Origin of the sequence: Streptomyces sp. SBT349, from assembly GCF_001083795.1 — a bacterium.
In the GTDB taxonomy this organism is placed as follows: Bacteria; Actinomycetota; Actinomycetes; order Streptomycetales; family Streptomycetaceae; genus Streptomyces.
The window spans coordinates 1-23604 of the sequence record NZ_LAVK01000089.1 but is presented as its reverse complement, the minus strand read 5'-3'; the positions used below and the strand labels follow the sequence as shown (position 1 = coordinate 23604).

23 protein-coding genes are annotated in these 23604 nt (G+C 73.2%); 13 read left to right on the top strand and 10 right to left on the bottom strand.

The window, feature by feature from the left end:
- Positions 1-63: 63 nt before the first annotated feature.
- Positions 64-1176: a terpene synthase family protein gene (locus ADY01_RS13805; RefSeq protein WP_049571610.1), complete on the bottom strand. Its 1113-nt coding sequence runs from the start codon at positions 1174-1176 to the stop codon at positions 64-66.
- Between the two features lie 209 nt (positions 1177-1385).
- On the opposite strand from ADY01_RS13805, the gene ADY01_RS13800 reads away from it, so the two are divergent.
- Positions 1386-3134 carry an NAD+ synthase gene (locus ADY01_RS13800; protein ID WP_049571607.1) on the top strand — a complete coding sequence of 583 codons (1749 nt, stop codon included), beginning with the start codon at positions 1386-1388 and terminating at the stop codon, positions 3132-3134.
- 13 nt (positions 3135-3147) lie between these two features.
- Here ADY01_RS13800 and pspAB read toward each other — a convergent pair whose 3' ends face one another.
- The 3 genes from pspAB to ADY01_RS13785 form a co-directional block, all read right to left on the bottom strand.
- Positions 3148-3729 carry a PspA-associated protein PspAB gene (gene pspAB / locus ADY01_RS13795; RefSeq protein WP_049571605.1) on the bottom strand — a complete coding sequence of 194 codons (582 nt, stop codon included), beginning with the start codon at positions 3727-3729 and terminating at the stop codon, positions 3148-3150.
- A gap of 7 nt (positions 3730-3736) precedes the next feature.
- A complete protein-coding gene (htpX, locus tag ADY01_RS13790; RefSeq protein ID WP_049571602.1) occupies positions 3737-4633 on the bottom strand; it encodes a zinc metalloprotease HtpX in 897 nt (298 codons plus the stop codon).
- Positions 4634-4766: 133 nt separating this feature from the next.
- Positions 4767-5822 (bottom strand): endonuclease/exonuclease/phosphatase family protein, encoded by a 1056-nt coding sequence (locus ADY01_RS13785; RefSeq protein WP_078900277.1) that lies wholly within the window; start codon positions 5820-5822, stop codon positions 4767-4769.
- Positions 5823-6025: 203 nt separating this feature from the next.
- On the opposite strand from ADY01_RS13785, the gene panB reads away from it, so the two are divergent.
- Positions 6026-6895, top strand: coding sequence for a 3-methyl-2-oxobutanoate hydroxymethyltransferase (gene panB / locus ADY01_RS13780; protein WP_049571600.1), 870 nt, complete (start codon positions 6026-6028; stop codon positions 6893-6895).
- 36 nt (positions 6896-6931) lie between these two features.
- On the opposite strand, the gene ADY01_RS13775 is transcribed toward panB, so the two are convergent.
- The 3 genes from ADY01_RS13775 to ADY01_RS13765 all read right to left on the bottom strand — a co-directional run bounded on the left by ADY01_RS13775 (position 6932) and on the right by ADY01_RS13765 (position 8261).
- Positions 6932-7177 (bottom strand): hypothetical protein, encoded by a 246-nt coding sequence (locus ADY01_RS13775; protein WP_049571597.1) that lies wholly within the window; start codon positions 7175-7177, stop codon positions 6932-6934.
- 35 nt (positions 7178-7212) lie between these two features.
- Positions 7213-7932, bottom strand: coding sequence for an NADPH-dependent F420 reductase (gene npdG / locus ADY01_RS13770; protein WP_049571593.1), 720 nt, complete (start codon positions 7930-7932; stop codon positions 7213-7215).
- A gap of 77 nt (positions 7933-8009) precedes the next feature.
- Entirely contained in the window at positions 8010-8261 is a 252-nt protein-coding gene (locus ADY01_RS13765) for a hypothetical protein (RefSeq protein WP_049571590.1), read from the bottom strand.
- Between the two features lie 33 nt (positions 8262-8294).
- Here ADY01_RS13765 and map point away from each other — a divergent pair, with 33 nt between their 5' ends.
- From map to ADY01_RS13730, 7 genes are all read left to right on the top strand, one after another.
- Positions 8295-9161: a type I methionyl aminopeptidase gene (gene map, locus ADY01_RS13760; RefSeq protein ID WP_049571587.1), complete on the top strand. Its 867-nt coding sequence runs from the start codon at positions 8295-8297 to the stop codon at positions 9159-9161.
- Between the two features lie 118 nt (positions 9162-9279).
- Positions 9280-9951, top strand: coding sequence for a heme oxygenase (biliverdin-producing) (locus tag ADY01_RS13755; RefSeq protein ID WP_234320215.1), 672 nt, complete (start codon positions 9280-9282; stop codon positions 9949-9951).
- A gap of 115 nt (positions 9952-10066) precedes the next feature.
- Complete coding sequence (locus tag ADY01_RS13750; RefSeq protein ID WP_049571584.1) at positions 10067-11356, top strand: ABC transporter substrate-binding protein; 1290 nt, start codon at positions 10067-10069, stop codon at positions 11354-11356.
- A gap of 33 nt (positions 11357-11389) precedes the next feature.
- A complete protein-coding gene (locus tag ADY01_RS13745; RefSeq protein ID WP_234320214.1) occupies positions 11390-12538 on the top strand; it encodes a carbohydrate ABC transporter permease in 1149 nt (382 codons plus the stop codon).
- Positions 12535-13368: a carbohydrate ABC transporter permease gene (locus ADY01_RS13740; protein ID WP_049571579.1), complete on the top strand. Its 834-nt coding sequence runs from the start codon at positions 12535-12537 to the stop codon at positions 13366-13368. The genes ADY01_RS13745 and ADY01_RS13740 overlap by 4 nt, the downstream gene beginning before the upstream one ends.
- A 210-nt stretch (positions 13369-13578) precedes the next feature.
- Entirely contained in the window at positions 13579-15171 is a 1593-nt protein-coding gene (locus tag ADY01_RS13735) for an alpha-amylase family glycosyl hydrolase (protein WP_049571576.1), read from the top strand.
- Between the two features lie 82 nt (positions 15172-15253).
- Positions 15254-16414, top strand: a complete 1161-nt coding sequence (locus tag ADY01_RS13730) for a DUF5685 family protein (RefSeq protein ID WP_049571573.1) — start codon at positions 15254-15256, stop codon at positions 16412-16414.
- On the opposite strand, the gene ADY01_RS13725 is transcribed toward ADY01_RS13730, so the two are convergent.
- Positions 16336-17385, bottom strand: coding sequence for a threonine ammonia-lyase (locus ADY01_RS13725; protein ID WP_234320213.1), 1050 nt, complete (start codon positions 17383-17385; stop codon positions 16336-16338). The two genes, ADY01_RS13730 and ADY01_RS13725, sit on opposite strands and share 79 nt — an antisense overlap.
- Positions 17386-17467: 82 nt before the next feature.
- Here ADY01_RS13725 and ADY01_RS13720 point away from each other — a divergent pair, with 82 nt between their 5' ends.
- On the top strand, positions 17468-18373 hold the full coding sequence (locus tag ADY01_RS13720; protein WP_049571571.1) for a LysR family transcriptional regulator: 906 nt from the start codon (positions 17468-17470) through the stop codon (positions 18371-18373).
- Between the two features lie 11 nt (positions 18374-18384).
- Here the strand turns inward: ADY01_RS13720 and ADY01_RS13715 are convergent, their stop codons facing one another.
- A complete protein-coding gene (locus ADY01_RS13715; RefSeq protein WP_049571566.1) occupies positions 18385-18837 on the bottom strand; it encodes a SitI3 family protein in 453 nt (150 codons plus the stop codon).
- 393 nt (positions 18838-19230) lie between these two features.
- Here ADY01_RS13715 and ADY01_RS36025 point away from each other — a divergent pair, with 393 nt between their 5' ends.
- Together ADY01_RS36025 and ADY01_RS13705 are read left to right on the top strand one after the other, a co-directional pair.
- On the top strand, positions 19231-19551 hold the full coding sequence (locus ADY01_RS36025; protein ID WP_053170798.1) for a hypothetical protein: 321 nt from the start codon (positions 19231-19233) through the stop codon (positions 19549-19551).
- 224 nt (positions 19552-19775) lie between these two features.
- Positions 19776-21248 carry an exopolysaccharide biosynthesis polyprenyl glycosylphosphotransferase gene (locus ADY01_RS13705; RefSeq protein ID WP_049571562.1) on the top strand — a complete coding sequence of 491 codons (1473 nt, stop codon included), beginning with the start codon at positions 19776-19778 and terminating at the stop codon, positions 21246-21248.
- Here the strand turns inward: ADY01_RS13705 and ADY01_RS13700 are convergent.
- The gene (locus ADY01_RS13700; RefSeq protein ID WP_049571559.1) at positions 21242-22189 is read right to left on the bottom strand and encodes a GDP-L-fucose synthase family protein; all 948 of its coding nucleotides are present in this window, start codon (positions 22187-22189) and stop codon (positions 21242-21244) included. The genes ADY01_RS13705 and ADY01_RS13700 overlap by 7 nt on opposite strands.
- Before the next feature lie 113 nt (positions 22190-22302).
- On the opposite strand from ADY01_RS13700, the gene gmd reads away from it, so the two are divergent.
- Positions 22303-23316: a GDP-mannose 4,6-dehydratase gene (gene gmd, locus ADY01_RS13695; RefSeq protein ID WP_049571554.1), complete on the top strand. Its 1014-nt coding sequence runs from the start codon at positions 22303-22305 to the stop codon at positions 23314-23316.
- The last annotated feature ends 288 nt before the right edge of the window (positions 23317-23604 follow it).

The following is a 23604-nucleotide window of genomic DNA, read 5'->3' as shown; positions in this document are numbered from 1 at the left end:
GGCCTAGCCCCCCACCGGCCGCCGTCCGGGTCGCCGCGGAGCGCGACGGCGGCCGGTGGGGGGCTAGGCCACGTGGCGTGGGCCGGCGGGTGGCGCGGGCGCTGGAGCGGATCCGCGGCCGGTGACGGCGCGCGGGGGCGCGCCCGCGACCTGGCCGGGGACGCCCGCGCCCGCCGCCACGGCGGCGCCGGGGAGCACCCCGGGCGCGGCGTGTTCCCCGTTCGGCGCGTAGCGGGCGGAGGCCACGCCCCAGAGCTGGTTGCCGATCATCCAGGCCCGCAGGCCACCGAGATAGCGCTCGACCGCCGCCGCGCCCCGCGCGTCGAGCCGCCAGTCGGCGTGCAGGTCGGGAACGGTGGCCGCCACCCTCAGGAACGCCTCGACCCGGTCCCTGACCAGGCCGGCCACCTGGCCGATCGCCTCCGCACGCGAACAGCCGAGGTCGCGCTGCCTGATGAGCACCAGGTTGTGCGGGTCCCCGTCGGCCTCCTCGCGCTCGGCGGAGTGCACGTCGTTGCAGAGGAAGACGACGTCCCCCGCGTACCGGGTCATCGCGCGCATCTCCCGGCTCCAGTACGCCGCGGCGGGCACCTCGCAGTGCCCGGCCCGCTCGATCAGGTCGAAGCAGGGGGCGGTGCCGACGGCCTGCCGCCGCAGCTCGATGTAGTCGTCCTCGCGCAGCCGGACGCCGAGGTGACGGTTCTGCGCCTCCTGGAGGCAGGAGCGGAAGAAGCGCGTCAGGTTGCGCGCGGCCCGCTCGCGCCACCACGGCGACATGCCGGCCGCGCAGCGCTGCCAGACATCGGCGTAGGCGCGGGTGAGCGGCAGGTCGAGCCGGGGCGCGGTGCCCGGCACGCGGTAGGGGATGGCGGCCAGCTCGGTGGTCAGCCAGGCCGTCCGCTCGGGCGGGAGGCGCGGCGGCCCGCCGACCTGGTCGTCGAGCGGGAAGCCGAGGCAGACGGCGTCCGTCACCAGGTCGAGGTCCTCACCGGTGACGTCCGGGTAGGCGTAGGCGGCCAGGTCGGTGAGCCGCCAGGCGCGGTAGCGGCGGATCGCCGCGGCGCCGCGGACCAGGCCGTGACCCACGGCCCAGTCGAGATGCCGCTCCCGTGCGCGCTCGGCCTCGGGGTTGGTCCTGGCCGCGAAGGGTAGGAAGAAACAGACGTCCTGCGGCATGCCACCCGCCTTCGGGCATGGGTCGACGGCGTGGGGTAGCTCTGCCCTGACGCGCCCCGCGGCAACCACGCCGCGGCACATCCTGGCCGAATATGCCGGGCTTCTTCACGAACGGCGCCGTTCACGGGTGTGTCATGTCACGCACATCGGCCGGAACGCACCGACCGGCCGCCCCCCATAACGTCAGTCGGACGATTAGACTCGGCCGCGTGCCACAGCTACGTATCGCTCTCAGCCAGATCGACTCGACCGTCGGCGACCTCGCGGGCAACGCGGACGCCGTGCTGCGCTGGACCCGGCACGGCGTCGAACGCGGCGCGCACCTGGTGGCGTTCCCCGAGATGATGCTGACCGGCTACCCGGTGGAGGACCTGGCGCTGCGCGCGTCCTTCGTCTCGGCGAGCGGGGAGGCGCTGCGGGCGCTCGCCGCCCGCCTGGACGAGGAGGGGCTCGGCGAGGTCCCGGTCGTGCTCGGCTACCTCGACCGCGCCGCCGAGGGGATCCGGGAGAACGTGGGCCAGCCCGCCGGCGCCCCGCGCAACGCCGGCGCGGTCCTGCACCGCGGCGAGGTGGTGCTGACGTTCGCCAAGCACCATCTGCCGAACTACGGCGTCTTCGACGAGTTCCGCTACTTCGTGCGGGGCGAGACGCTGCCCGTCGTCCGGGTGGGCGGGGTGGACGTGGCGCTGGCCATCTGCGAGGACCTGTGGCAGGACGGCGGCCGGGTGCCCGCCGCGCGGGCCGCCGGGGCCGGGCTGCTGCTGGTGATCAACGCCTCGCCCTACGAGGTGCACAAGGACGACACCCGCCTCGACCTGGTGCGCAAGCGGGCGCGCGAGGCGGGGTGCGCGCTGGCGTACCTGGCCATGGTCGGCGGCCAGGACGAGCTGGTCTTCGACGGCGACACGCTGGTGGTGGACCGGGAGGGCGAGGTGATCGCCCGGGGGCCGCAGTTCGCCGAGGAGTGCCTGCTCCTGGACCTGGACCTGCCCGCCGCGGCGCAGGAACCGCCCTCGGGGACGGTGGAGGACGGGCTGCGCGTGGACCATGTGACGCTGTCGGCGGCGGTGGAGCCGTACGCGCCGGAGTTCCCCGGCGGCGAGGCGCCCCGGCTGGACGACACGGAGGAGATGTACGAGGCGCTGGTGGCGGGCGTGCGGGCCTATGTCCGCAAGAACGGCTTCGGCTCGGTGCTGATCGGCCTGTCCGGCGGCATCGACTCGGCGCTCTGCGCGGCGATCGCGTGCGACGCGCTCGGCCCGGACCAGGTGTTCGGCCTGTCGATGCCCTCCGCGTACTCCTCGGTCCACTCGCAGGACGACGCGCGGGATCTGGCGCGCCGCACCGGGCTGAACCTGCGGACGGTGGCGGTGGGTTCGATGTTCGACGCCTACATGGCGGCGGTGGAGCTGACCGGGCTCGCCGAGGAGAACCTCCAGTCCCGGCTGCGCGGCACGCTGCTGATGGCCGTCTCCAACCAGGAGGGCCACATCGTGCTGGCCCCGGGAAACAAGAGCGAGCTGGCCGTCGGCTACTCCACCCTCTACGGGGACTCGGTGGGCGCCTACGCCCCGATCAAGGACGTGTACAAGACGGGCGTGTACCGGCTGGCCAGGTGGCGCAACGAGGTGGCGGAGCGGCGCGGGCAGACGCCGCCCATCCCGGAGAACTCGATCGCCAAGCCGCCGAGCGCGGAGCTGCGTCCCGGCCAGGTGGACACCGACTCCCTGCCGGACTACGACGAGCTGGACCGGGTGCTCGAACTGTATGTGGACCGGGACCAGGGGCGGGCGGAGATCATCGCGGCCGGGCACACGGCCGAGCTGGTCACGGAGATCCTGCGGAAGGTGGACACGGCCGAGTACAAGCGCAGGCAGTACCCGCCGGGCACCAAGATCTCGCCGAAGGTCTTCGGCAAGGACCGCAGGCTGCCGCTGACCAACCGCTGGCGCGAGTAGCGCCGGGCCCGGCTCACAGCCCCGGCGCGCCCCAGACCGGGAACCAGCGGGAGAGGTCGGCCTCCAGCCTCAGGTCGTTCTCCAGGAGGGCGCGGACCTGGAGCTCCAGGCCGTTGTCGCGGCGCTCGGCGGCCCCGGGCACGGGGGCGAACGGGTAGAACGTGCCGCGCTTGTAGAGGTAGACCAGCGCGAGGGGGATGCCCTCGCGCTCGAACCAGGTGAGCGAGCAGAGCAGCTGGGGCCCGAAGCCGCCCTCCTGGAGGAGGGTGTTGACGGCGTGCAGGTCGTTGACCAGGCCGCCGAGGTCGTCGGGGGCGTGGCGGGTGAGCAGCCAGGTGTAGCCGTAGGGGTCCTGGCTGAACTCCACGGGGGAGCCGCCCGGCGGGGACCCGGCGTCCAGCAGCTCGCGGATCTCGTCGCGGACGCGGGAGAACGCGCCCCCCTCGACGCTGGCGAAGCAGACCGAGCCGCGCCCGGTCGGGGCGAACCCGGCGCCGGCCTGGAGGGTCACGGCGGCCGAGGGGACGGCGAAGAGCTGGTCCAGGTCGGGGCGGGCCGGCTTGCGGCGGCCGAGGATCGCGTCGAGGAAGCCCACGGCGGCCTCACCTCCCCAGCTCGGCGGAGAGCCGCCCCAGCCGGTCGAGGCGCTGCTCCAGCGTGGGGTGGGAGGAGAGCAGACGGCTCATGGCGCCGCCGGAGGCGAGGGCGGGGGCGAAGAAGAACGCGTTGAACGGCTCCGCCCGGCGCAGGTCGCGGGTGGGGATGCGGGCCATCTGCCCGGAGACCTTCGTCAGCGCGGAGGCCAGGGCCGAGGGGCGGCCGGTGAGCAGGGCGCCGGCGCGGTCGGCCGACAGCTCGCGGTAGCGGGACAGCAGCCGGGTGAGCAGGAAGCTGATCACATAGACGACGGCGCTGACCAGGGGGATGAGCAGCAGCAGGACGTTGTTGTTGCGCGAGCCGCGGCCGAGGATCCCGGTCCACAGGGCCATGCGGGTGATGAGCCCGGCGAGGACGCCGAGGAACGCGGCGATGGTCATCACGGCCACGTCCCGGTGCGCGACATGGGAGAGCTCGTGGGCGAGGACGCCTTCGAGCTCCTCGGGTTCGAGCCGCCGCATCAGCCCCGTGGTGGCGCAGACCAGGGACTTCTTCTGGCTGCGGCCGGTGGCGAAGGCGTTGGGCACATCGCTGTCGGCGATGGCGACCCGCGGCTTGGGCAGGTCGGCCAGCGCGCAGAGCCGGTCGACGGCGCCGTGCAGCTCGGGCGCCTGCTCGGGGGTCACCTCGCGGGCGCCCATGCTGAACGCGGCGATCCGGTCGCTGAACCAGAACTGGGCGGCGAACAGCCCGCCCACCAGCACGACGACCAGCGGCCACGCCTTGCCCAGGGCGGCGATCAGCACCCCGGTGAGCACCACGTACAGCAGTCCGATGAGGAACATGGTGAGCACCATGCGCCGGGTGAGCCCCCGGTCGGGGGCGTATCGCGTGCGGGCCATGCCTCTCCTTCCCCGTGCCTCGTTCCCCGTGCCTCGGCCGTGCGGCCTCACCTCAAAAGTAAGACGTTCCGGCACAAACGCGGAAAAGAGCGGTCCCGGCCCCGACCGGCCCTCACCCGCCCCCGGCCGGCCCTCAGGTGTCGACGCGGGCGGCGACCGGGAGGTGGTCGCTCCCGGTGGCGGGCAGCGTCCAGGAGGAGACGGGCTCCAGGTCGCGGACGAGGATCTGGTCGATCCTGGCCATCGGGAACCCGGCCGGCCAGCTGAAGCCGAAGCCGGCGCCCGCCGCGCCCTGGGTGGAGCGCAGCTGGGAGGTGAGCGGGGCGAGCGCCCCGTCGTTCATGGTGCCGTTGAGGTCGCCCAGCAGGACGGCCCGCTCCAGCGGCTCCCCCGCGATGGCCCGGCCCAGCATGTCGGCCGCGTCGTCGCGCTGCCCGGCGGTGAATCCGGCGCGGAACTGGACGCGCACCGACGGCAGATGCGCGACGTAGGCGGCGATGTCGCCCTGCGGGGTGCTGACCGTGGTCCGCATCGCCCGCGTCCAGCCCATGCCGATGTCCACGGGTGCGGTCGCGCTGAGCGGGTGGCGGCTCCAGAGGCCGACGGTGCCCTCGACGGCGTGGTACGGATGGCTCTCGGCGAGCCCCTCCTCGTAGGCGGCCAGGGTGCCCTGGGGCAGCTCCTGGAGGGCGATGAGGTCGGCGCCCGAGTCGGCGAGCTGCTCCGCCGTGGCGACGGGGTCGGCGTTGCCCGCGTCCACGTTGTGGCTGACGACCATCAGCTCCCCGCCGTCGCCGGTCTTGTCGAGCACGAGGCCGCCGAACAGGTTCAGCCAGACCAGAAGGGGTGCCAGCACGGCGGCCAGCCCGGTGACCGAGCGGCGCAGGATCGCGCAGCCGATCAGCACCGGGACGGCGAGGCCGAGCCAGGGGAGGAAGGTCTGGAGGAGGCTGCCCAGGTTCCCGATCTGGTTGGGGACCTTGGAGTGGGCCAGCATCAGCAGCGCCAGGAGCAGCGCGACGGCGGCGATCACCCAGCCGCGGCGCCAGCGCCCGGTGGTGTCGCTCCAGCGCGGCCCGCGCTCGGCGCCGCCCCCGGCGGCCCCGCCGCCGCCGTCGCCGGCGCCCTCGCCGTCGCCGTCGTCGGCGCCTTCGTCCGGCCGCGTTTCCGGGGTGTACACAGGTGCCATCCGCTGCCCTCGCTGACGCTCGCACTCCGCCCCGGGACCCTTCGGCCGGCCCCGAGCACGTCTGGTCTCAAGACGGTCACGGCAGCGCGCGAGGTTCCGTTATATCAGCACCCTCTTTCCGGGTGCGCGGCGTCGGTGCCACCATGGGTGGTGATCCGGGGACGCTTTCACGGCGCTTCGAGACGACGAACAGGAGCAGCGCTATGACCAGCGCGATGACAGGGCAGACGCCTGCCAGGACAGGGTTGTACGGCGGCAAGAGCAGCCGCCGGATCACCGTGAGGGACATAGGGGCGGCCAAGCGGCGGGGCGAGAAGTGGCCCATGCTGACCGCCTACGACGCGATGACGGCCTCGGTATTCGACGAGGCGGGCATCCCGGTGATGCTGGTGGGCGACTCCATGGGGAACGCCCACCTCGGCTACGAGAGCACGGTTCCGGTCACGCTGGAGCAGATGACCATGCTGTCCGCGGCGGTGGTGCGCGGGACGCGGCGGGCGCTGATCGTGGGCGACCTGCCCTTCGGGTCGTTCCAGGAGAGCGCGGTCCAGGCGCTGCGCAGCGCGACGCACCTGGTGAAGGAGGCCGGCGTCGGCGCGGTCAAGCTGGAGGGCGGCGAGCGTTCCGCCGACCAGATCCGGCTGCTCGTCGAGTCGGGGATCCCGGTGATGGCGCATGTGGGTCTGACCCCGCAGTCGGTGCACGCCTACGGCGGGCACCCGGTGCAGGGCCGCGGCGAGGAGGCGGCGCAGCAGCTCGTGCGCGACGCCAAGGCGGTTCAGGACGCGGGCGCGTTCGCGGTGGTGCTGGAGCTGGTGACGGCCGAGCTGGCCGCCGAGGTGACGCGCTCCCTGCACATTCCGACGGTCGGCATCGGCTCCGGGCCGGAGTGCGACGCGCAGGTGCTCGTCTGGACGGACATGGCGGGGATGACCGAGTGGCCGGGCGGCAGGACGCCGCGGTTCATCAAGCAGTACGGGCGGCTGCGCGAGGCGCTGGGCGACGCGGCGCGGGCGTTCGCCGACGACGTGGTGGGCGGCGCGTACCCGGCGGAGGAGCACAGCTTCCACTGACGGTGCCCGGCACCGCCCGGCCGTCCGGCCGTCCGCTCAGGCGGCCGGGCGGTCCCCGGCGCCGTGCCCCGCGTCGCGCGCGGCGCTCTCCTGCGCCTTGGCCCTGCGGTGGTAGTACCAGGCCATGTTGGAGGAGAGGCCGGTCATCAGCACCCAGACGATGCCCAGCCAGTTGCCCATGGCGAACGAGATGACCGCCGCGGTGATCGCGAGCGCGCACAGCAGCAGGGCGTAGAGGGCGAGCCGGCGCTGCTGCCGTGCTGCCTGCGGAACGGGGGGCATGCGTGGTGACTCCGTGGGTGGGTCGGGGCGGGGGCTCACAGCCCGGTGCCGGTGAGCCTGATCCCGGCGTGGGTCGTGTAACGCCGGTTCACGGCGATGAGGTTGGCGACCAGGGACTCCACCTGGTGGGCGTTGCGCAGCCGCCCGGCGAAGATGCCGCGCATGCCGGGGATGCGGGCGGCGAGCGCCTGGACGACGGCGCAGTCGGCGCGGGACTCGCCCAGGACCATCACATCGGTCTCGATCCTCTCGACGGAGGGGTCCTGGAGCAGGACGGCCGAGAGGTGGTGGAACGCGGCGGTCACGCGGGAGTCGGGCAGCAGGGCGGCGGCCTGCTCGGCGGCGCTGCCCTCGTCGGGGACGAGGGGGTAGGCCCCCTTCCTGTCGAACCCGAGCGGGTTGACGCAGTCGACGACCAGCTTGCCGGCCAGTTCCTCGCGCAGGCCGGCGAGGGTGGGCGCGTGGCCCTCCCAGGGGACGGCGACGATGACGACGTCGCTCTCCCGGGCGCAGCCCGCGTTGTCCCGGCCGAGGACGCCGTGGCCGATCTCGTCGGCGGCGGCCGTGGCGCGGTCGGCGGAGCGCGAGCCGATGACGACCGTGTGGCCGGCGACGGCGAGCCGGTAGGCGAGTCCGCGGCCCTGGTCGCCGGTGCCGCCGAGGACGCCGACGGTGAGGCCCGACACATCGGGCAGATCCCAGGGGTCCTTGGCGGCGGGTCGCCCCGCGCCGTCCGCCGGCGTCTGTGAAGTCATGTCCGCATCTTGCCATCAGCCCCCGCGGCCCGGCGCCGGGGCCCGGACCGCCGGCCGCCCCGGCCTCGACCTCGGCACTAGGGCACGTCGTCCGCGTCCCGGGGTGCGTCGCCCGGCTCGTCCGGGTCGTTCCACCGGGGGTCGTGGCGCCAGGTGGCGTCGCGTTCGCGCGCGGTCTCCATGGCGCGCTCCGCCTCGGCGCGGGTGGGGTAGGGCCCGAAGCGGTCCTTGCCGGGGCAGTCGGGGCCCTCCTCCACCGTGCGGTGCCTCAGGCAGTAGTACCACTCGCCGGGTTGGCCGGATGCCTTGCGTCGGAAGAGTGCAGCCATGACCTCATCTTGCCCGCCCGTAAACTCACCCGCATGTCTGGTCAGTCACTTCTCGTCCCCGGCAGGATCTCGCCGCCGCGCGCGGTGCCTTCCGTCATTCCCCGCCCCGAGTACGTGGGCCGCACGATGCCGGCCCGTTACGCGGGTCCCGACGTCCAGGACGCGGAGACCGTCGAGCGGATGCGGGTGGCCGGGCGGATCGCCGCGCGGGCCCTGGAGGCGGCGGCGGCGCACATCGCGCCCGGCGTGACGACGGACGCGCTGGACGAGGTGGCGCACGCGTACCTGTGCGACCACGGCGCCTACCCCTCGACGCTGGGCTACCGCGGCTTCCCCAAGTCGCTGTGCACCTCGGTGAACGAGGTGATCTGCCACGGGATCCCCGACTCCACGGTGCTGCGCGAGGGCGACATCGTGAACCTGGATGTGACGGCGTTCGTCGGCGGCGTGCACGGCGACACCAACGCGACCTACCTGGTGGGCGGCGAGGACGCGGTGGACGAGGAGTCGCGGCTGCTGGTGGAGCGGACCCGGGAGTCGCTCGACCGCGCCGTCAAGGCGGTGAAGCCGGGGCGGCGGATCAACGTGATCGGCCGGGTCATCGAGTCGTACGCGAAGCGCTTCGGGTACGGCGTCGTCCGGGATTTCACCGGGCACGGCATCAACACCGCGTTCCACTCGGGCCTGGTGATCCCGCACTACGACGACCCCGAGGCGACGAAGGAGCTGCGCGCCGGGATGACGTTCACCATCGAGCCGATGCTGACGCTGGGCACCCACGAGTGGGAGATGTGGGACGACAACTGGACGGTGGTCACCCGGGACCGGCGGCGGACCGCGCAGTTCGAGCACACGCTGCTGGTGACGGACGAGGGCGCGGAGATCCTGACGCTCCCCTGAGACGGCCACTTACCGACATGCTGTCGGCAAATCCTTGACTTAGGTAAGCCTAAGTAGTGAGACTGGCAGGGCGCGGCCCGCCGCCGCGCCCTGCCCGCCCGGCTGCTGGAGGCCCGCCGTGACCGTGCTCGAAGCCACCCCGTTCTCCACCGTGATCCGTGACGCCTCGCTCGCCCAGCACACCGAGGCCAGAGAGTCGGCGTTCATGGGCGACATGCTCGGTGGCCGGCTCGGCATCGGCGCCTTCCGCCGGTACACCGAGCAGCTGTGGTTCGTGTACCGGGCCCTCGAAGGGGCGGCGGACGCGCTGGCCGGGGATCCGGTGGCGGGCCCGTTCCTGACGCCCGCGCTGTTCCGCGCCGCGGCGCTGGAGCGCGACCTCGACCACCTGCACCGGGGCGGCGACTGGCGGGCCACGCTGAGGCCGCTGCCCGCGACCGAGGCGTACGCGGGGCGCGTGAGGGAGGTGGCGCGCGACTGGCCGGGCGGCTATGTCGCCCACCACTACACCCGCTATCTCGGCGACATCTCGGGCGGCCAGGCCATCGGCGCCACGGCCGAGCGGCGGTTCGGGTTCGCGCACCGGGGCGACGGGGTCAGGTTCTACGCGTTCGACGGCATCGGCAGCCCCGCGGCGTTCAAGCGGACCTACCGCTCCGCGCTGGACCGCCTGCCCGTGGACGGCGGGGAGCGGCTGCGGATCGTGGACGAGTGCAGGCGCGCCTTCACGCTCAACACGGCGGTCTTCCGGGAGCTCGGGGACGCGACGCGCGTGACACCGTTGCGGTGAATATTTCCGATAAGCGCGTTTTCCGCTTCGTGTGAGAGGGCGGGCACGGGACGCTGAGGCCCACTAAGCGGTCCTCCACAAGGAGTACGTCCTGGGTACGTCAGTCCGCAGAGCAGTGGTGTGGTTCTGCGCCGTCCCCGTCCTGCTGGCCGCGACCGCGTGCGGCTCCGGCGTCGGCACCGCAGCGGTCGATCCGCGGGACGTGGGCCCGGCGAAGGGCTCCATCACCTGGTACGCGATCAATTTCGGCCCCGAGGGGCTGCCGCAGAAGCTCATCGACGCGTTCGAGAAGAAGCACCCCGACATCTCGGTCGAGTACCAGGCGGCGCCGAACAACACCGACACCATGCGCGCCACCCTGACCACCGAGATCACCGGCGGTTCCGGAAGCATCGACGTCTTCAACGGCGATGTCATCTGGCCCGCCCAGTTCGCCGACTCGAATCTCGCCATGCCGCTGGACGAGCATCTGCCGGACGACTTCTGGGACCGGTACACCAAGCAGCGCAGCGACGTCACCGAGCACGACGGCGCCCATGTGGCCGCCCCGCTGTACAGCGACTCCGGCTTCCTCTACTACCGCAAGGACCTGCTGGAGAAGCACGACATCGACGTCCCCGGGACGTGGGAGGAGCTGAGGGACGCCGCGGCCAGGCTCCAGGACGGGGGCGAGGTGCGGTACGGCTATGTCGCGCAGTGGGCCAACTACGAGGGCCTGACCGTCAACTGGACGGAGATGTCGGCGGCGGGCGGCGGGCGCAGCGTGTCGCGGGACGGCCGCCGGCCGGAGATCGACTCGCCGGAGAACAAGCGGGTGCTGGACTTCATGCGCGGCATGCTGACCGACGGGGTCGCGCCCTCGGCCAACACCAGCTTCCAGGAGCCTCAGTCGCTCCAGACGTTCACGGAGGGCGACGCCGCCTTCCACCGGAACTGGTCGCACGGCCTCGCGGAGGCCGACAACCCGGCGACCTCCAGCGTGGTGGGGAAGGTCGGCGTCGCCCCGCTCCCCACGTTCGAGGGCGAGGACGGCCCGGCGCCCTCCGCCCTCGGCGGCTGGAACCTCATGATCAACCCGCACAGCGAGGCCGTCGGCGCGGGGCTGAAGTTCATCGAGTGGATGACCGGGCCCGAGGCCCAGCGGATGCTCGCCGAGAACGGGGTGCTGCCGACCGCGACCGAGGTCCTGAACGACGAGAAGCTCCAGAAGGCCAACCCGGTGCTCGCCATCGCCGCCGACACCCCCCTGGTCGCGCGGCCCGCGGACACCCCCAGGTACCCGCAGGTCAGCAACGGCATCTTCACCAACGTCAACGCCGCCCTCGCCGGCTCGACGACCCCGGTCACCGCCCTGCGCTCGGCGTCAGACGACATCCGGCGCGCCTTGGAGGACAACGCCCTATGAGCGACGCAGCGAGCGAGACGCCGAGGAACGGCCGTGAGTGACACGCCTCCTGAGGGCGTTCCCCGGGCGGAGCCGCCGTCCGACGGGGACGACGGTCACACCGTCGCCTATGGCAAGGGGCGCGAGCGGGGGAAGCGGGAGCGGCCCGCGGCCAAGGACGCCGCCACCCCCACCGGGGCCCCGCCGCGCAAGCGCGGCGAGGGCGCGGGCGGCGGCGGCGAGGGCACGGGGGGCGGCGGCGGCAGCGGCGGCCACAAGCACCGCTTCGGCCGCCTGGACCGGACCGTGCTGGAGCGCCGCTTCGCCCGGCTCGGCTGGGGCTTCACGACGCCGGCGCTGATCGTCGTGCTGGCCGTCACCCTCTTCCCGATCATCTTCTCCATCGCGATGAGCGTGAGCGACGTGGAGGTCTCGGCCAGCGGCTTCCACCTCTCCGGGTTCACCGGCGAGCACTACGGGCTGCTGCTGCGCTCCGGCCGCTGGTGGCACGCGTTGATCTTCACCATCCTGTACACGATCGGCACCGTGGTGGCCGAGCTGGTCCTCGGCACGGTCATCGCCCTGGTGCTGGAGCGCCTCGCCGGCTCGGGGCGGGGCTGGATGATGGCGCTGCTCCTGCTGCCCTGGGCGATGATCACGGTCGTCTCGGCCCAGCTGTGGGCGTACATGTACAACGGGGTCTACGGCATCCTCACCAGCATGTCCGAGGGGATCACGGGCGATCCCGTGCAGTTCCTCGGCACCCGCTACCCGGCCATCCTCTCGATGGCGGTCGCCGACATCTGGAAGACGACCCCGTTCGTGGCGATCATCGTGCTCGCGGGGCTGATGATGCTGCCGGACGACGTCAACGAGGCGGCGCGGGTGGACGGCGCCGGAGCGTGGACCGCGTTCTGGAAGGTGCGGCTGCCGCTGCTGCGGCCCGCGCTGACCATCGCCGTCCTCTTCCGCATCCTCCAGGCGTTCGGCATCTTCGACCTGCCGTTCGTCCTGACGGGCGGGGGGCCGGGGGACGCCACCGAGTCGATGGCGCTGCTCGGCTGGCATGTGATGTTCACCAACCTCGACTTCGGCCCGGGGGCGGCCGTGGCGGCGAGTACGGCCGGGCTCGTGCTCGTGGGCTGTCTGCTCTTCCTCCGCGCGTTCAAGGCCCGAGTCGGCGACGAGGAGTCCACGGCATGAGCGTCTTCCGCCGCATCCATTTCACCTGGATCCACCTGGCGGCCCTGATCATCGCGATCTTCGTGGCCGCGCCGCTGTACTGGATGGCCGTCTCCTCGTTCAAGGGGACCGACGAGATCGGCGCCAACCCGCCGACGGCCTTCGCGGACAACCCGACCTGGGACAACTACCGGGAGGCGTTCGGGAACAACAACTTCGCCATCTACCTCTTCAACTCGGTGCTGGTCTCCCTGATCGCCACGGCCCTGGTGCTGTCGCTCAGCGCGTTCGCGGGGTACGCCCTGGCCCGGCTGCCGCTGCGGGGGAAGGCGCCGATCATGGTCGCGCTGCTGATGATCTCGCTCTTCCCCACCATCGCGCTGGCCGCGCCGCTGTTTCTGCTGATGCGTGAGATCGGCTGGCTCAACAGCTACCAAGGACTGATCATCGTATATACGGCGCTGAATGTGCCGTTCGCGGTCTGGATCCTCCGGAACTTCTTCCTCGGGATCCCGAAGGAGATGGAGGAGGTCGCGTGGGTGGACGGAGCCTCGCCGGTGCGCACGGTGCTGACGGTGATCCTGCCGCAGGCCAGGCCCGGGATGTTCACCGCGGCGATCTTCACGTTCACCGCGTGCTGGACCGAGTTCCTGATCGCCCTGACGCTCAACACGGCGGACCGCTTCCGGACGATGCCCGTGGGGCTCGCCCTGTTCGGCAGCCAGTTCACCGTGCCCTACGGGACGATCTTCGCCGCGGCGACGGTCTCGGTGCTGCCCATCGCCCTCCTCGTCCTGATCTTCCGCCGCGCCGTGGTCTCGGGCCTGACCTCGGGCGCCGTGAAGGGCTGATCCGGGCCGCTCCGCCCTGGGGCCTGCCTTCCGGATCTTCCCGGGATCGCGCTGCCAGTCACGGCACCTCGCTGCGTTGTCGCATCGCGCGAGTACGGACAAGTACGAGCCGCGATCCTCCGCCTTGCGATGCACCGCGCCTGACAACGCGATCAGGTCCGACAAGATCCGGAAGACAGACCCCTGTCCCACGAAAGGTCCCCCGTCACCATGTCGTCCTTCCGCCCCACCCCCGCCTGGCTGGCCGACGCCGTGCTCTACCAGATCTACCCGCAGAGCTTCGCCGACTCGAACGGCGACGGCATCGGCGACTTCGCGGGCGTCAGTGAGCGTCTGGACCATCTGGCCTGGCTGGGCGTCACCGCCGTCTGGCTCAACCCCTGCTTCGCCTCGCCCTTCTGCGACGCGGGCTATGACGTCGCCGACTACCTCTCGCTCGCCCCGCGGTACGGCACCGCGGACGACCTGGCCGAGCTGGTGGAGGCCGCCGGGCGGCGCGGGATCCGGGTGATGCTCGACCTGGTGGCCGGTCACACCTCCGACCAGCACGCCTGGTTCCGGGCGGCCGCCAACGACCCGGACGACCAGCGGTACATCTGGGCCGACACCGGGGACGGGCTGCCGGACCGCTTCGTGTCCTCGCCCGGCACCCGCCCCGGCGGCTATCTGCCGAACTTCTTCGACACCCAGCCCGCCCTCAACTTCGGCTACGCCAAGCAGGACCCGGCCGAGCCCTGGCGGCAGCCGGTGGACGCGGAGGGCCCGCGGGCCAACCGGGCCGCGCTGCGCGAGATCATGGACTACTGGCTCCGCCTCGGCCTCGCGGGCTTCCGCGTGGACATGGCGCACTCGCTGGTCAAGGACGACGCGGACCTCGTCCAGACCAGCGGGCTGTGGACCGAGCTGCGCCAGTGGCTGGACACCGACCACCCCGACGCGGCACTGCTGGCCGAGTGGGGCGACCCGGCCGTCTCGGTGCCCGCCGGGTTCCACTCGGACTTCTTCCTCCAGTTCGGCGGCCCCTCCGACGGGCTGCCGCTGCGCTCCCTGTGGGACAACCGGCACGGCACCGTCTCCGACCGCTGGCCGCAGCGCCCCTGCTACTTCGACGCGGAGGGCCGCGGCACCGCGGGAACGTTCGTCACCGCCTGGGAGTCCGTGAACGCCGTGATCGGCGACTGCGGCTTCATCGCGCTGCCCACCGCCAACCACGACTTCTCCCGGCTGGCCTGCGGCCCGCGGACCGCGGAGCAGCTGCCGGCCGCGTTCGCCTTCCAGCTCACCTGGCCGACGCTCCCCGCCATCTACTACGGCGACGAGATCGGCATGCGCTACATCCCCGACCTGGACGACCACGAGGGCAGCGTGCTCGGCCCCCGTTACAACCGCGCCGGGTGCCGCACCCCCATGCAGTGGGACACCTCGGCCAACGCGGGCTTCTCCACCGCGCCGCCCGACCGCCTCTACCTGCCGATCGACCCGGCCGCCGACCGGCCCACGGTCGCCGGGCAACGCGCCGACGAGGGGTCGCTGCTGCACCTGGTGCGCCGCCTGATCGCGCTGCGCAAGGCGACGCCCGAGCTGGGCAGCCGCACCGCGGTGGAGGTGCTGCACACCGGCTACCCGCTGGTGTACACCCGGGGCGAGCGCTACCTCGTGGCCGTCAACCCACGCCGGGAACCGGCCGAGTTCACCCTGCCCAGCGCGTACGAACGGGCGCGGGCGGTGGAGACCAACGGGGTCACGGTCGAGGGGCAGACCGTCACCGCGCCCGGCTTCGGCTACGGGATCTTCGAGCTCTAGCCGGGCCGCCGAGGGCCCCCCGACCCCGCGGGTGCTCTGGCATCATGACGGTCGACACCGGGGGGAATGCGGGGGGATACGCGTGTTCGGGATCATCAGGCCCTGCCGGCACCGGCTGCCCGGAGGACTGCGCGCGGAGTGGATGGCGCATCTGTGCGGGCTCTGTCTCGCGCTGCGCTCCACGCACGGGCAGGCCGCACGGCTGGCCACCAACTACGACGGACTCCTCATATCCGTCCTGCACGACGCCCAGACGGAGCCCGGCGGGACCGGGGGACGGCGCACCGCCGGGCCCTGCCCGCTGCGGGGGATGCGCCGGGCCACCGTCGCCCGCGGTCAGGGCGCGGAACTGGCCGCGGCGGTCTCGCTGGTCCTGGCCTCGGCCAAGATCCGCGACCACGCCGACGACGGCGACGGGATACTCGCCCGCCGCTCCCTGGCCACCGCCGCCCGGCACGTGGCGCGCGGGTGGGACGCCGCGGGGGCGCGGGGCGGCGGCCGGGTCGGTTTCGACACGGCGGTCCTGGTCGAGGCGGTCGACAGGCAGCAGGGCGTCGAGGCGCTCGCGGGCCCCGGCACCCTCCTGCCCACCGTCACCGAGCCGACCGAGACGGCCACGGCCGCCGCGTTCGCCCACACCGCCCACCTCGCCGGACGCCCGCGGAACGCCGCGCCCCTCGCCGAGGCCGGACGCCTCTTCGGGCGCATCGCCCATCTCCTGGACGCCGTCGAGGACCAGCGCACGGACCGGGAGACGGGCGCCTGGAACCCCATCACCGCCACCCACACCCCCCTCGCCGAGGTGCGCCGGCTCTGCGAGGACGCGGTGCTCGGCGTGCGCCTCGCGCTGGGCGAGGCCGAGTTCGACGACGAACGGCTCGTGCACACGCTGCTGGTCCACGAGTTGGAGCACGCGGTGGAGCGCACGTTCGACGCCGCCCACCACCCGCACGGCGACGGCTCGCGCCGCAGGCCGCAGCCCTCCTCGGGGCGCGGCCTGCTGCCGGGCTGCGCGGTGTGGACCGGCCTGTGCTGCACCGGCCAGCTCTGCTGCCGCGATCCCTACCACGACCCGTGGACGGGCTGGAAGCGCGAGGGCTGGTGCTACAAGTGCGGCTGCTGCGACTGCTGCCGCCCCAAGGAGCGGCGGCGGAGGAGGAAGGATCAGGGCAAGGACGACAAGGGTGATTGCGACTGCGACTGTGACTGCGACTGCTGTGATTGCTGCGACTGCTCCTGCTGACGCCCCTCCCGGCACGCCAGGATCTCGCGCTCGCTGGCGTTGGCCCCGCTGCACACCACGGCGACCCGGCGTCCGGCGAACCGCTCGCGGTGGGTGAGCAGCGCGGCGAGCGATGCGGCGCCCGCCCCCTCGGCCAGGGTGTGGGCGTCGCGCATCAGGGTCCACTGCGCCTCGGCGATGGCGTCGTCGTCCACCAGCAGGAAGTCGGCCAGACCCGTGCGCATGATCCGCTGGGTCAGCGCGAACCCGCTGCCGGTGGCGAGGCCCTCGACGCGGGTCCGGTTGGGCCGGGTCAGCGGGGTGCCCCCGGCGCGCCAGGAGTCGTGGGCCGCGGGCGAGGCGGCGGACTGGACGGCGATGACCTCGCAGCGCGGCGCCAGCGCCGAGGCGACCAGGCAGGCCGCGGCGGCGCCGCTGCCGCCGCCGACCGGGACGACGAGGGCGTCGAGGCCCGGCTCCTGGTCGAAGATCTCCAGATAGGCCGTGGCCACGCCGGCGATCAGGCCGGGCTCGTCGGCCGCGCTGACCAGGCGCATGCCGCGTTCCTCCGCGAGCCGCGCGGCGTGCGTGGCGGCCTCGCCGAGGTCGGCGCCCGCCTCGATCAGCTCGGCGCCCAGGGCGCGAACGGTGCTCGCCTTGGCCGGGTTGGGGCGCTCGGGCATGACGATCAGGCAGGGCGCGCCGAAGCGGGAGGCGGCGTAGGCGAGGGACTGCGCGTGGTTGCCCGTGGAGTACCCGACGATGCCGCGGGCGCGTTCGTCCCGGTCCATCCCGGCGAGCAGGGTCAGGCCGCCGCGGACCTTGAAGGCGCCGGTGGGCTGGACGTTCTCGTGCTTGACCAGGACGGTGGCCCCGGCCGTGGCGTCGAGCGAGGGGTAGGACCACATCGGGGTGGGCGGGAGATGGTCACCGAGCAGGCGGCGCGCCCGCAGTGCGTCGGTGATCGTGGGCCGGTCCGGCATGGGGAGCATGGCGGCACCTTCCCACGGCGGGAATGATCGATCCAATGCCGGTTTTCTCTGGAACCATCGACGCCGTCTATGCTTCGGACCTGTGCTCGACCTCACCCGGCTCCGTGTCCTGGTCGCGGTGGCCAGAACGGGATCCGTCACCGCCGCCGCCGAGGCGCTCCACTATGCCCAGCCCTCGGTGAGCCACCACCTGGCGCGGCTCGAATCCGAGGTCGGGGTGGTGCTGGTGCGCCGCGCCGGGCGCGGGGTGATGCTGACCGACGCGGGGCGGCTGCTGGTGGCCAGGGCCGAGGAGATCCTGGGTCAGGTGGAGTCGGCGCAGGAGGAGCTGGCGGCGCACGCCGGGCTCGCGACCGGGCGCGTGCGGCTGGCGGCGTTCCCCTCCGCGCTGGCGACGCTGGTGCCCTCGGCCGCCGCGCTCCTGGCGGCCGACCACCCGGGGGTCGAGCTGGCGCTGACCGAGGCGGAGCCGCCGGAGGCGCTGACCGCGCTGCGGAACGCGGAGGTGGACGCGGCGCTGATCTTCGACCACGACGATCCGGTCCCCGGTGACCGGCGGAACACCACGGTGACGCCGCTGCTGGAGGAGCCGGTGTATGTGGTGACCCCGGAGGGCGCGTCCTGGGACGGCGAGCGCCTGGACCTCGCCACCTACGCCGGGGAGAACTGGATCGCCGGGTGCGAACGGTGCAGGACGCACCTGTCCTCGCTCTGCGCGCGGGCCGGGTTCGCGCCCCGGATCACCTTCGAGACGGACGACTATGTGGCGGTGCAGGCGCTGGTCGCCGCCGGGCTCGGGGTGGGCGTGCTGCCGGGGCTCGCGCTGCGGGCGCACCGGCACCCGGGTGTGCGGGCCGACCGGCTGCCGGCCGACCGCAGGCGGGTTTCCCTGGTGATCTACGGCAGGCCGCCGGCCGCCCTCCCCGTCCAGTCCTTCGCCGCCGCGCTGCGCGCGGTCACCGAGGGGACGGACCTGTCCGGCCCCTGAGCCGGGCCCGGCTAGCCGAAGGACAGCGGGCCGCGTTCGCGGGGGTGCGGGAGCCAGGCGAGGCGGGCCGGTGGCCACAGGTCGTCGTCGTCGCTGACCGTCAGCCGTCCGTCGCGGCGCACCAGGTACACCTCCTCGTGATGGACGTGCAGCACCGCGTCCCCCGCCACCCGTTCCAGCAGGCCGAGCACCAGCCGCACCACGTCGCCGTCCCCCACCTCCCCGAACGGGGCGAGTCCGACGTAGACCTCGACCGTCGGGGTGAAGCCGAAGGCGCGCCGCACCGGGTCGGGGGGATCGGGCTCGGCGGCCTCGACGTCCACCCACCCGCCGTCGCGCAGCGTTCCCCGCCGGGCGTCACGCGGCTCGACCAGCCCCGACGGCGCCGCGGCCGCCAGGAGGGCGGCCATCACGGAACGCGGCGTCGCCGGGGTACGCAGAGCGACCTTGTAGGTGACGGACACCGCACCCTCCTCCCGTTCGGGGACCACCGTCCCCATTGCACCAGACGGACCGGAGGCGCCGGGGTGGGCGCCGGTCCCGCTTCCGCGGCCCCCGCGGCGCGAGCGGCCCGAGCGTTCCTGACCGAAAACCGTCCTCGCGCGCCGCGCCGGGGTCGGGCGGGGCCGCCGCCCGCCGCGCGGAGCTGTGCGCCCGCAAAGTTCCGCGCCCGCCCTCCCGTTCGCCGTGGCCGGGGTCGTGCGCGGGGGCCGTACGCCCCGGGCGCGCGGTGGCCCGGGGGCCGGGAGGGCACGGCTGCCGCCGGGGCGACGGCGGTCCCCGAGGTCGCCGGCCGGGCGGCCCGTCCGTGCCCAGCGCTCTCCGGAGGTGAACGGGCTCGCTCCGCGCCGACCGGGGTGCCGGGCCCGCGGACGTCGCCGCCGCTGCTCGGCGAGCCCACCGCCGCCCTCGACCTGCGCCATCGGGAGATGGCGCCGCGCGCCTGCCGGGAGCGGGCCGCGGGCGGGGTGGCCGTGGCGACGGTGCCGCACGACCCGGGCCCGGCGGCGGCCGGGGCCGACCGGATCGCTGTGCCGGGCGGGGGCCGCGCCGCCGCCCTGGGCCCGCCCGGCGCGGTGCCGACGAGGGGGTCGCGCGGGCTCCTCCGGCGGCATCCGGTGGAGGCGATTTCCCGCCCCCGCACGGGGGTTCGACGGGTGAACCCCGCACGCGGCTGAAAATCAAGACCACGGAACCGGGCGCTTTCGGAAAGTCCCAGCGAACGGCATCCAAACGGTTGCGGGATGCCCTACCCTTTTGCAGCGGCAGGCGCGCACTCACGGGGAGATGAAGGCGCGCCTTCTTTGTCGCGCTACACCTTCACGCAGTCTCCGCAGTGTTGTCGCATCCACACCTTGGGGGGTTCATGCGTCATTCACAGGCATCGTCGCGCTCAGGAAGCATGCGAAGACCATCCGTGGTCGGTCGGCGTTTCCTGCCCCACCGCGACACCGCACGCTGGTACCTGTCCGTCGCCGTCACGGCCGACGCGCTGGGCGTCTTCGTTCCCGTTCTGACCGTCTACGCACTCGCTCCCGAGCCACGCCCCCTCGGCGCCGCCGCCACCGCGGCCGCGTGCTGGCTCGCGATCCGCACCGTCCACCGCCGCTACCTCGGCCGCGTTCTCGGCGAGAGCCGGGGCCTGCTGGCCACCGTCCACGACTGGCTGGTCCTGCTGGGCCTGCTCGCGGGCCTGCGGGCCCTCACCGGCGAGGGCTCCTCCGTGGGGTCGGCGCTCCTCGGCCTGGCCCCCGCCCTGCTGATCAGCGGCGCGACCGGCGCGGCCGTCCACCGGCACCTGACCGGGCGGCGCCACCGGGCGCAGGCCCTGCGCCGGGTGCTGCTCGTCGGCGAGGCGGGCCCCGTCGACGTGGTCGCCGCCCCGCTCGCCGCCCGCACCGACCACGCCTACGTGGTGGTCGGCACCGTGCTGGCCGGGGCGGGCTCCACCGGCTCCGGCATTCCCGAGCTCGGGCGGCTGGCGACCGCGGGGCCCGACCTCGCGCCGCTGGTCCCCGACCTGATACCCGACGGCCCGGACGGCACCACCGTCCTGGCCGCCGCCCGCCGTCAGGACGCCGGGCTCGTGCTCGTCATCCCCGGCTCGCTGCTCACCGGGGAGCGGCTGCGCCGGCTGTCCTGGGCCGTTCAGGACGCCGGGCTCGCGCTCGCCGTCGCCTCCGGACTCACGGAGGTCGCGCTGCGCCGCCTGTCGGTCTCCTCCGCGGCGGGGCTGAACCTGCTGCACATCGCGCCCCCGCTGCGCCGGGGCGCGCAACCCGCGCTCAAGTCCGTGCTCGACCGGGCCGCCGCCTGCGCCACCCTCCTCGCCCTCCTCCCGCTGCTGGCGCTGCTGGCCGCCGCCGTCCGCCTCGACTCGCCGGGGCCCGTGCTCTACCGCCAGACCCGCATCGGCCACCGGGGCACGCCGTTCACGCTCTGGAAGTTCCGCACGATGGTCGCCGACGCGGACCTGCGGCGCCCCGAGCTCGAAGGCGCGAACGAACATCTCACGGGGCCGCTGTTCAAGATGCGCCGCGATCCCCGCGTCACCCGGCTGGGACGGCTGCTGCGGCGCACCTCGATGGACGAGCTGCCGCAGTTGTTCAACGTGGTGCGCGGTCAGATGGCGCTGGTCGGGCCGCGCCCCCCGCTGCCGGAGGAGGTGGCGCGTTACGGCGCGGTCGAGCTGCGCAGGCTCGGCGTCAAACCGGGCCTCACCGGGCCCTGGCAGATCAGCGGCAGGTCGGAGCTGTCCTGGGACGAGGGTCTCGCCCTCGACCTGGACTACGCGGACAACTGGTCGGTCACCGGGGACCTCGACGTGCTGGCGCGCACCCTGCGCGCGGTCGTCGACGGCCGCGGCGCCTACTGACGGCCGGTGGACTCGTGTACCCACCACGCGTATGTCTCGCGGATGCCCCGCGCCAGCTCCACCCGCGGGGCGAAGCCCAGCTTCCGCAGCCTGGTCACGTCGAGCAGCTTGCGCGGCGTGCCGTCGGGCCTGCTCGGGTCCCAGCCGATCCGCCCGGTGAAGCCGACGGCCTCGGCGATGGTCGCGGCCAGCTCGGCGATGGTCACATCGGTGCCGCAGCCGACGTTGAGCGCGGTCTCCCCGTCGTAGTCGCGCAGCAGCAGCAGGCAGGCGCGGGCCAGGTCGGCGCTGTGCAGGAACTCGCGGCGCGGCGTGCCGGTGCCCCAGAGCACCACCTCCTCGCGGCCCTCCCGCCGCGCGTCGTCGAGACGGCGGATCAGCGCGGGCAGCACATGCGAGGTCTCCTGGTCGAAGCTGTCCCGGGGTCCGTAGAGGTTGGTCGGCATGGCCGCGATGTACGCGCGGCCGAACTGCCGCCGGTAGGAACGGATCTGGGTGATGCCGGCGATCTTGGCCAGCGCGTACGCCTCGTTCGTCGGCTCCAACGGCCCGGTGCCCAGCGCCTCTTCGGGGATGGGTTGCGGGGAGAGCCTGGGGTAGATGCACGAAGACCCGAGGAACAGCAGCCGGTTGACGTCCGCGGCGTGCGCGCCGGCGATGACGCTCAGCTGGATCCGCAGGTTGTCCTCCAGGAACGGGACCGGGTTGCGGTGGTTGGCCATGATGCCGCCCACCGTGGCGGCGGCCAGCACGACGGCGTCCGGGCGGGCGTCGCGCAGGAAGTCCAGGGTCCGCGCCGCGTCGCGCAGGTCGAGCTCGTCGCGGGTCCTGGTCACCACCTCGTATCCGGCGTCCGCGAGTTCGGAGGCGATGGCGGACCCGGCGAGGCCGCGGTGGCCCGCGACGAAGACGCGGGCGGCGGGAGCGAGGAACGTCGTCATGCGACGCGATTCTGTCAGGGCCGCGGGTCCGCGGCACGGCGGCCGGGAGTGAAACCCGGCGGCCGGCCGCGGCCCAAAGGGGCCGTCTCAGGGAACAGGGAAGGGGAGCGACCATGGGCAAGACCGCGCTGATCACCGGGGTGACGGGCCAGGACGGCTCGTATCTGGCCGAGCTGCTGATGGCCAAGGGGTACACGGTGCACGGCCTGGTGCGCCGGTCGTCCTCGTTCAACACCGAGCGGATCGACCACATCTACCAGGATCCGCAGGCCCCGCAGCGCACGCTGGTGCTGCACCACGCCGACCTCGCCGACGGGGTGGCGCTGGTCAACCTGCTGCGGGAGACGAAGCCCGACGAGGTGTACAACCTGGGCGCCCAGTCGCATGTGCGGGTCTCCTTCGACGCGCCGATGTACACCGGGGACGTCACCGGGCTCGGCACCGTGCGGCTGCTGGAGGCGATCCGGGCCAGCGGGATCGACACCCGGATCTACCAGGCATCGTCCTCCGAGATGTTCGGCGCCGCTCCCCCGCCCCAGCACGAGCGCACCCCGTTCCACCCGCGCAGCCCGTACGGCTGCGCCAAGGTCTTCGGCTACTGGTCGACCGTCAACTACCGCGAGGCGTACGGTCTATTCGCGGTGAACGGGATCCTGTTCAACCACGAGTCGCCGCGCAGGGGCGAGACGTTCGTCACCCGCAAGATCACCCGTGCGGTGGCGCGGATCAGGGCCGGGCTCCAGGACAGGCTCTACCTGGGGAACCTGGACGCGGTGCGCGACTGGGGCTACGCGCCCGAGTACGTCGAGGCGATGTGGCGCATGCTCCAGAGGGACGAGCCGGACGACTACGTGGTGGCCACCGGGGTCCCTGCCACGGTGCGGGACTTCCTCGGGGCCGCGTTCGCCGCGGGCGGCCTGGACTGGACGGAGCATGTGCGGTTCGACCCCAAGTACGAGCGGCCCAGTGAGGTCGACGCCCTGGTCGGGGACGCGAGCAAGGCGCGCGAGCTGCTGGGCTGGCAGCCCACGGTGAGCTGGCGCGAGCTGGCCGAGGTGATGGTGGAGGCCGATGTCGAGGCACTGGACGCGGAGCTGAGCGGGGCGCGGGTGCGCATCGACCGGTGAAAGTCCGCACGTTGCACGCCCCGGGCGCACAACCAGAAGCGGGGCCCAGTGGTCGATAACTACGGCGAGGTCAGGGGATTCCGGGGAATGGTGGACCGATGAGGACAGGCACGAAGCGCGCGGGACAGAGACGGGCGGGGCGGAGACCGGCGGGACCGGCGGGCTGTCTCTTTTTAACATCTCCCAGCCCACGAGACTAAAGGGGAAATCGTATTTCGTCTTTTGCTTGTAAAAAAAAAAAAAAACACGACGATCCACCAAATGATCTATTCACACATCAACGAGCAA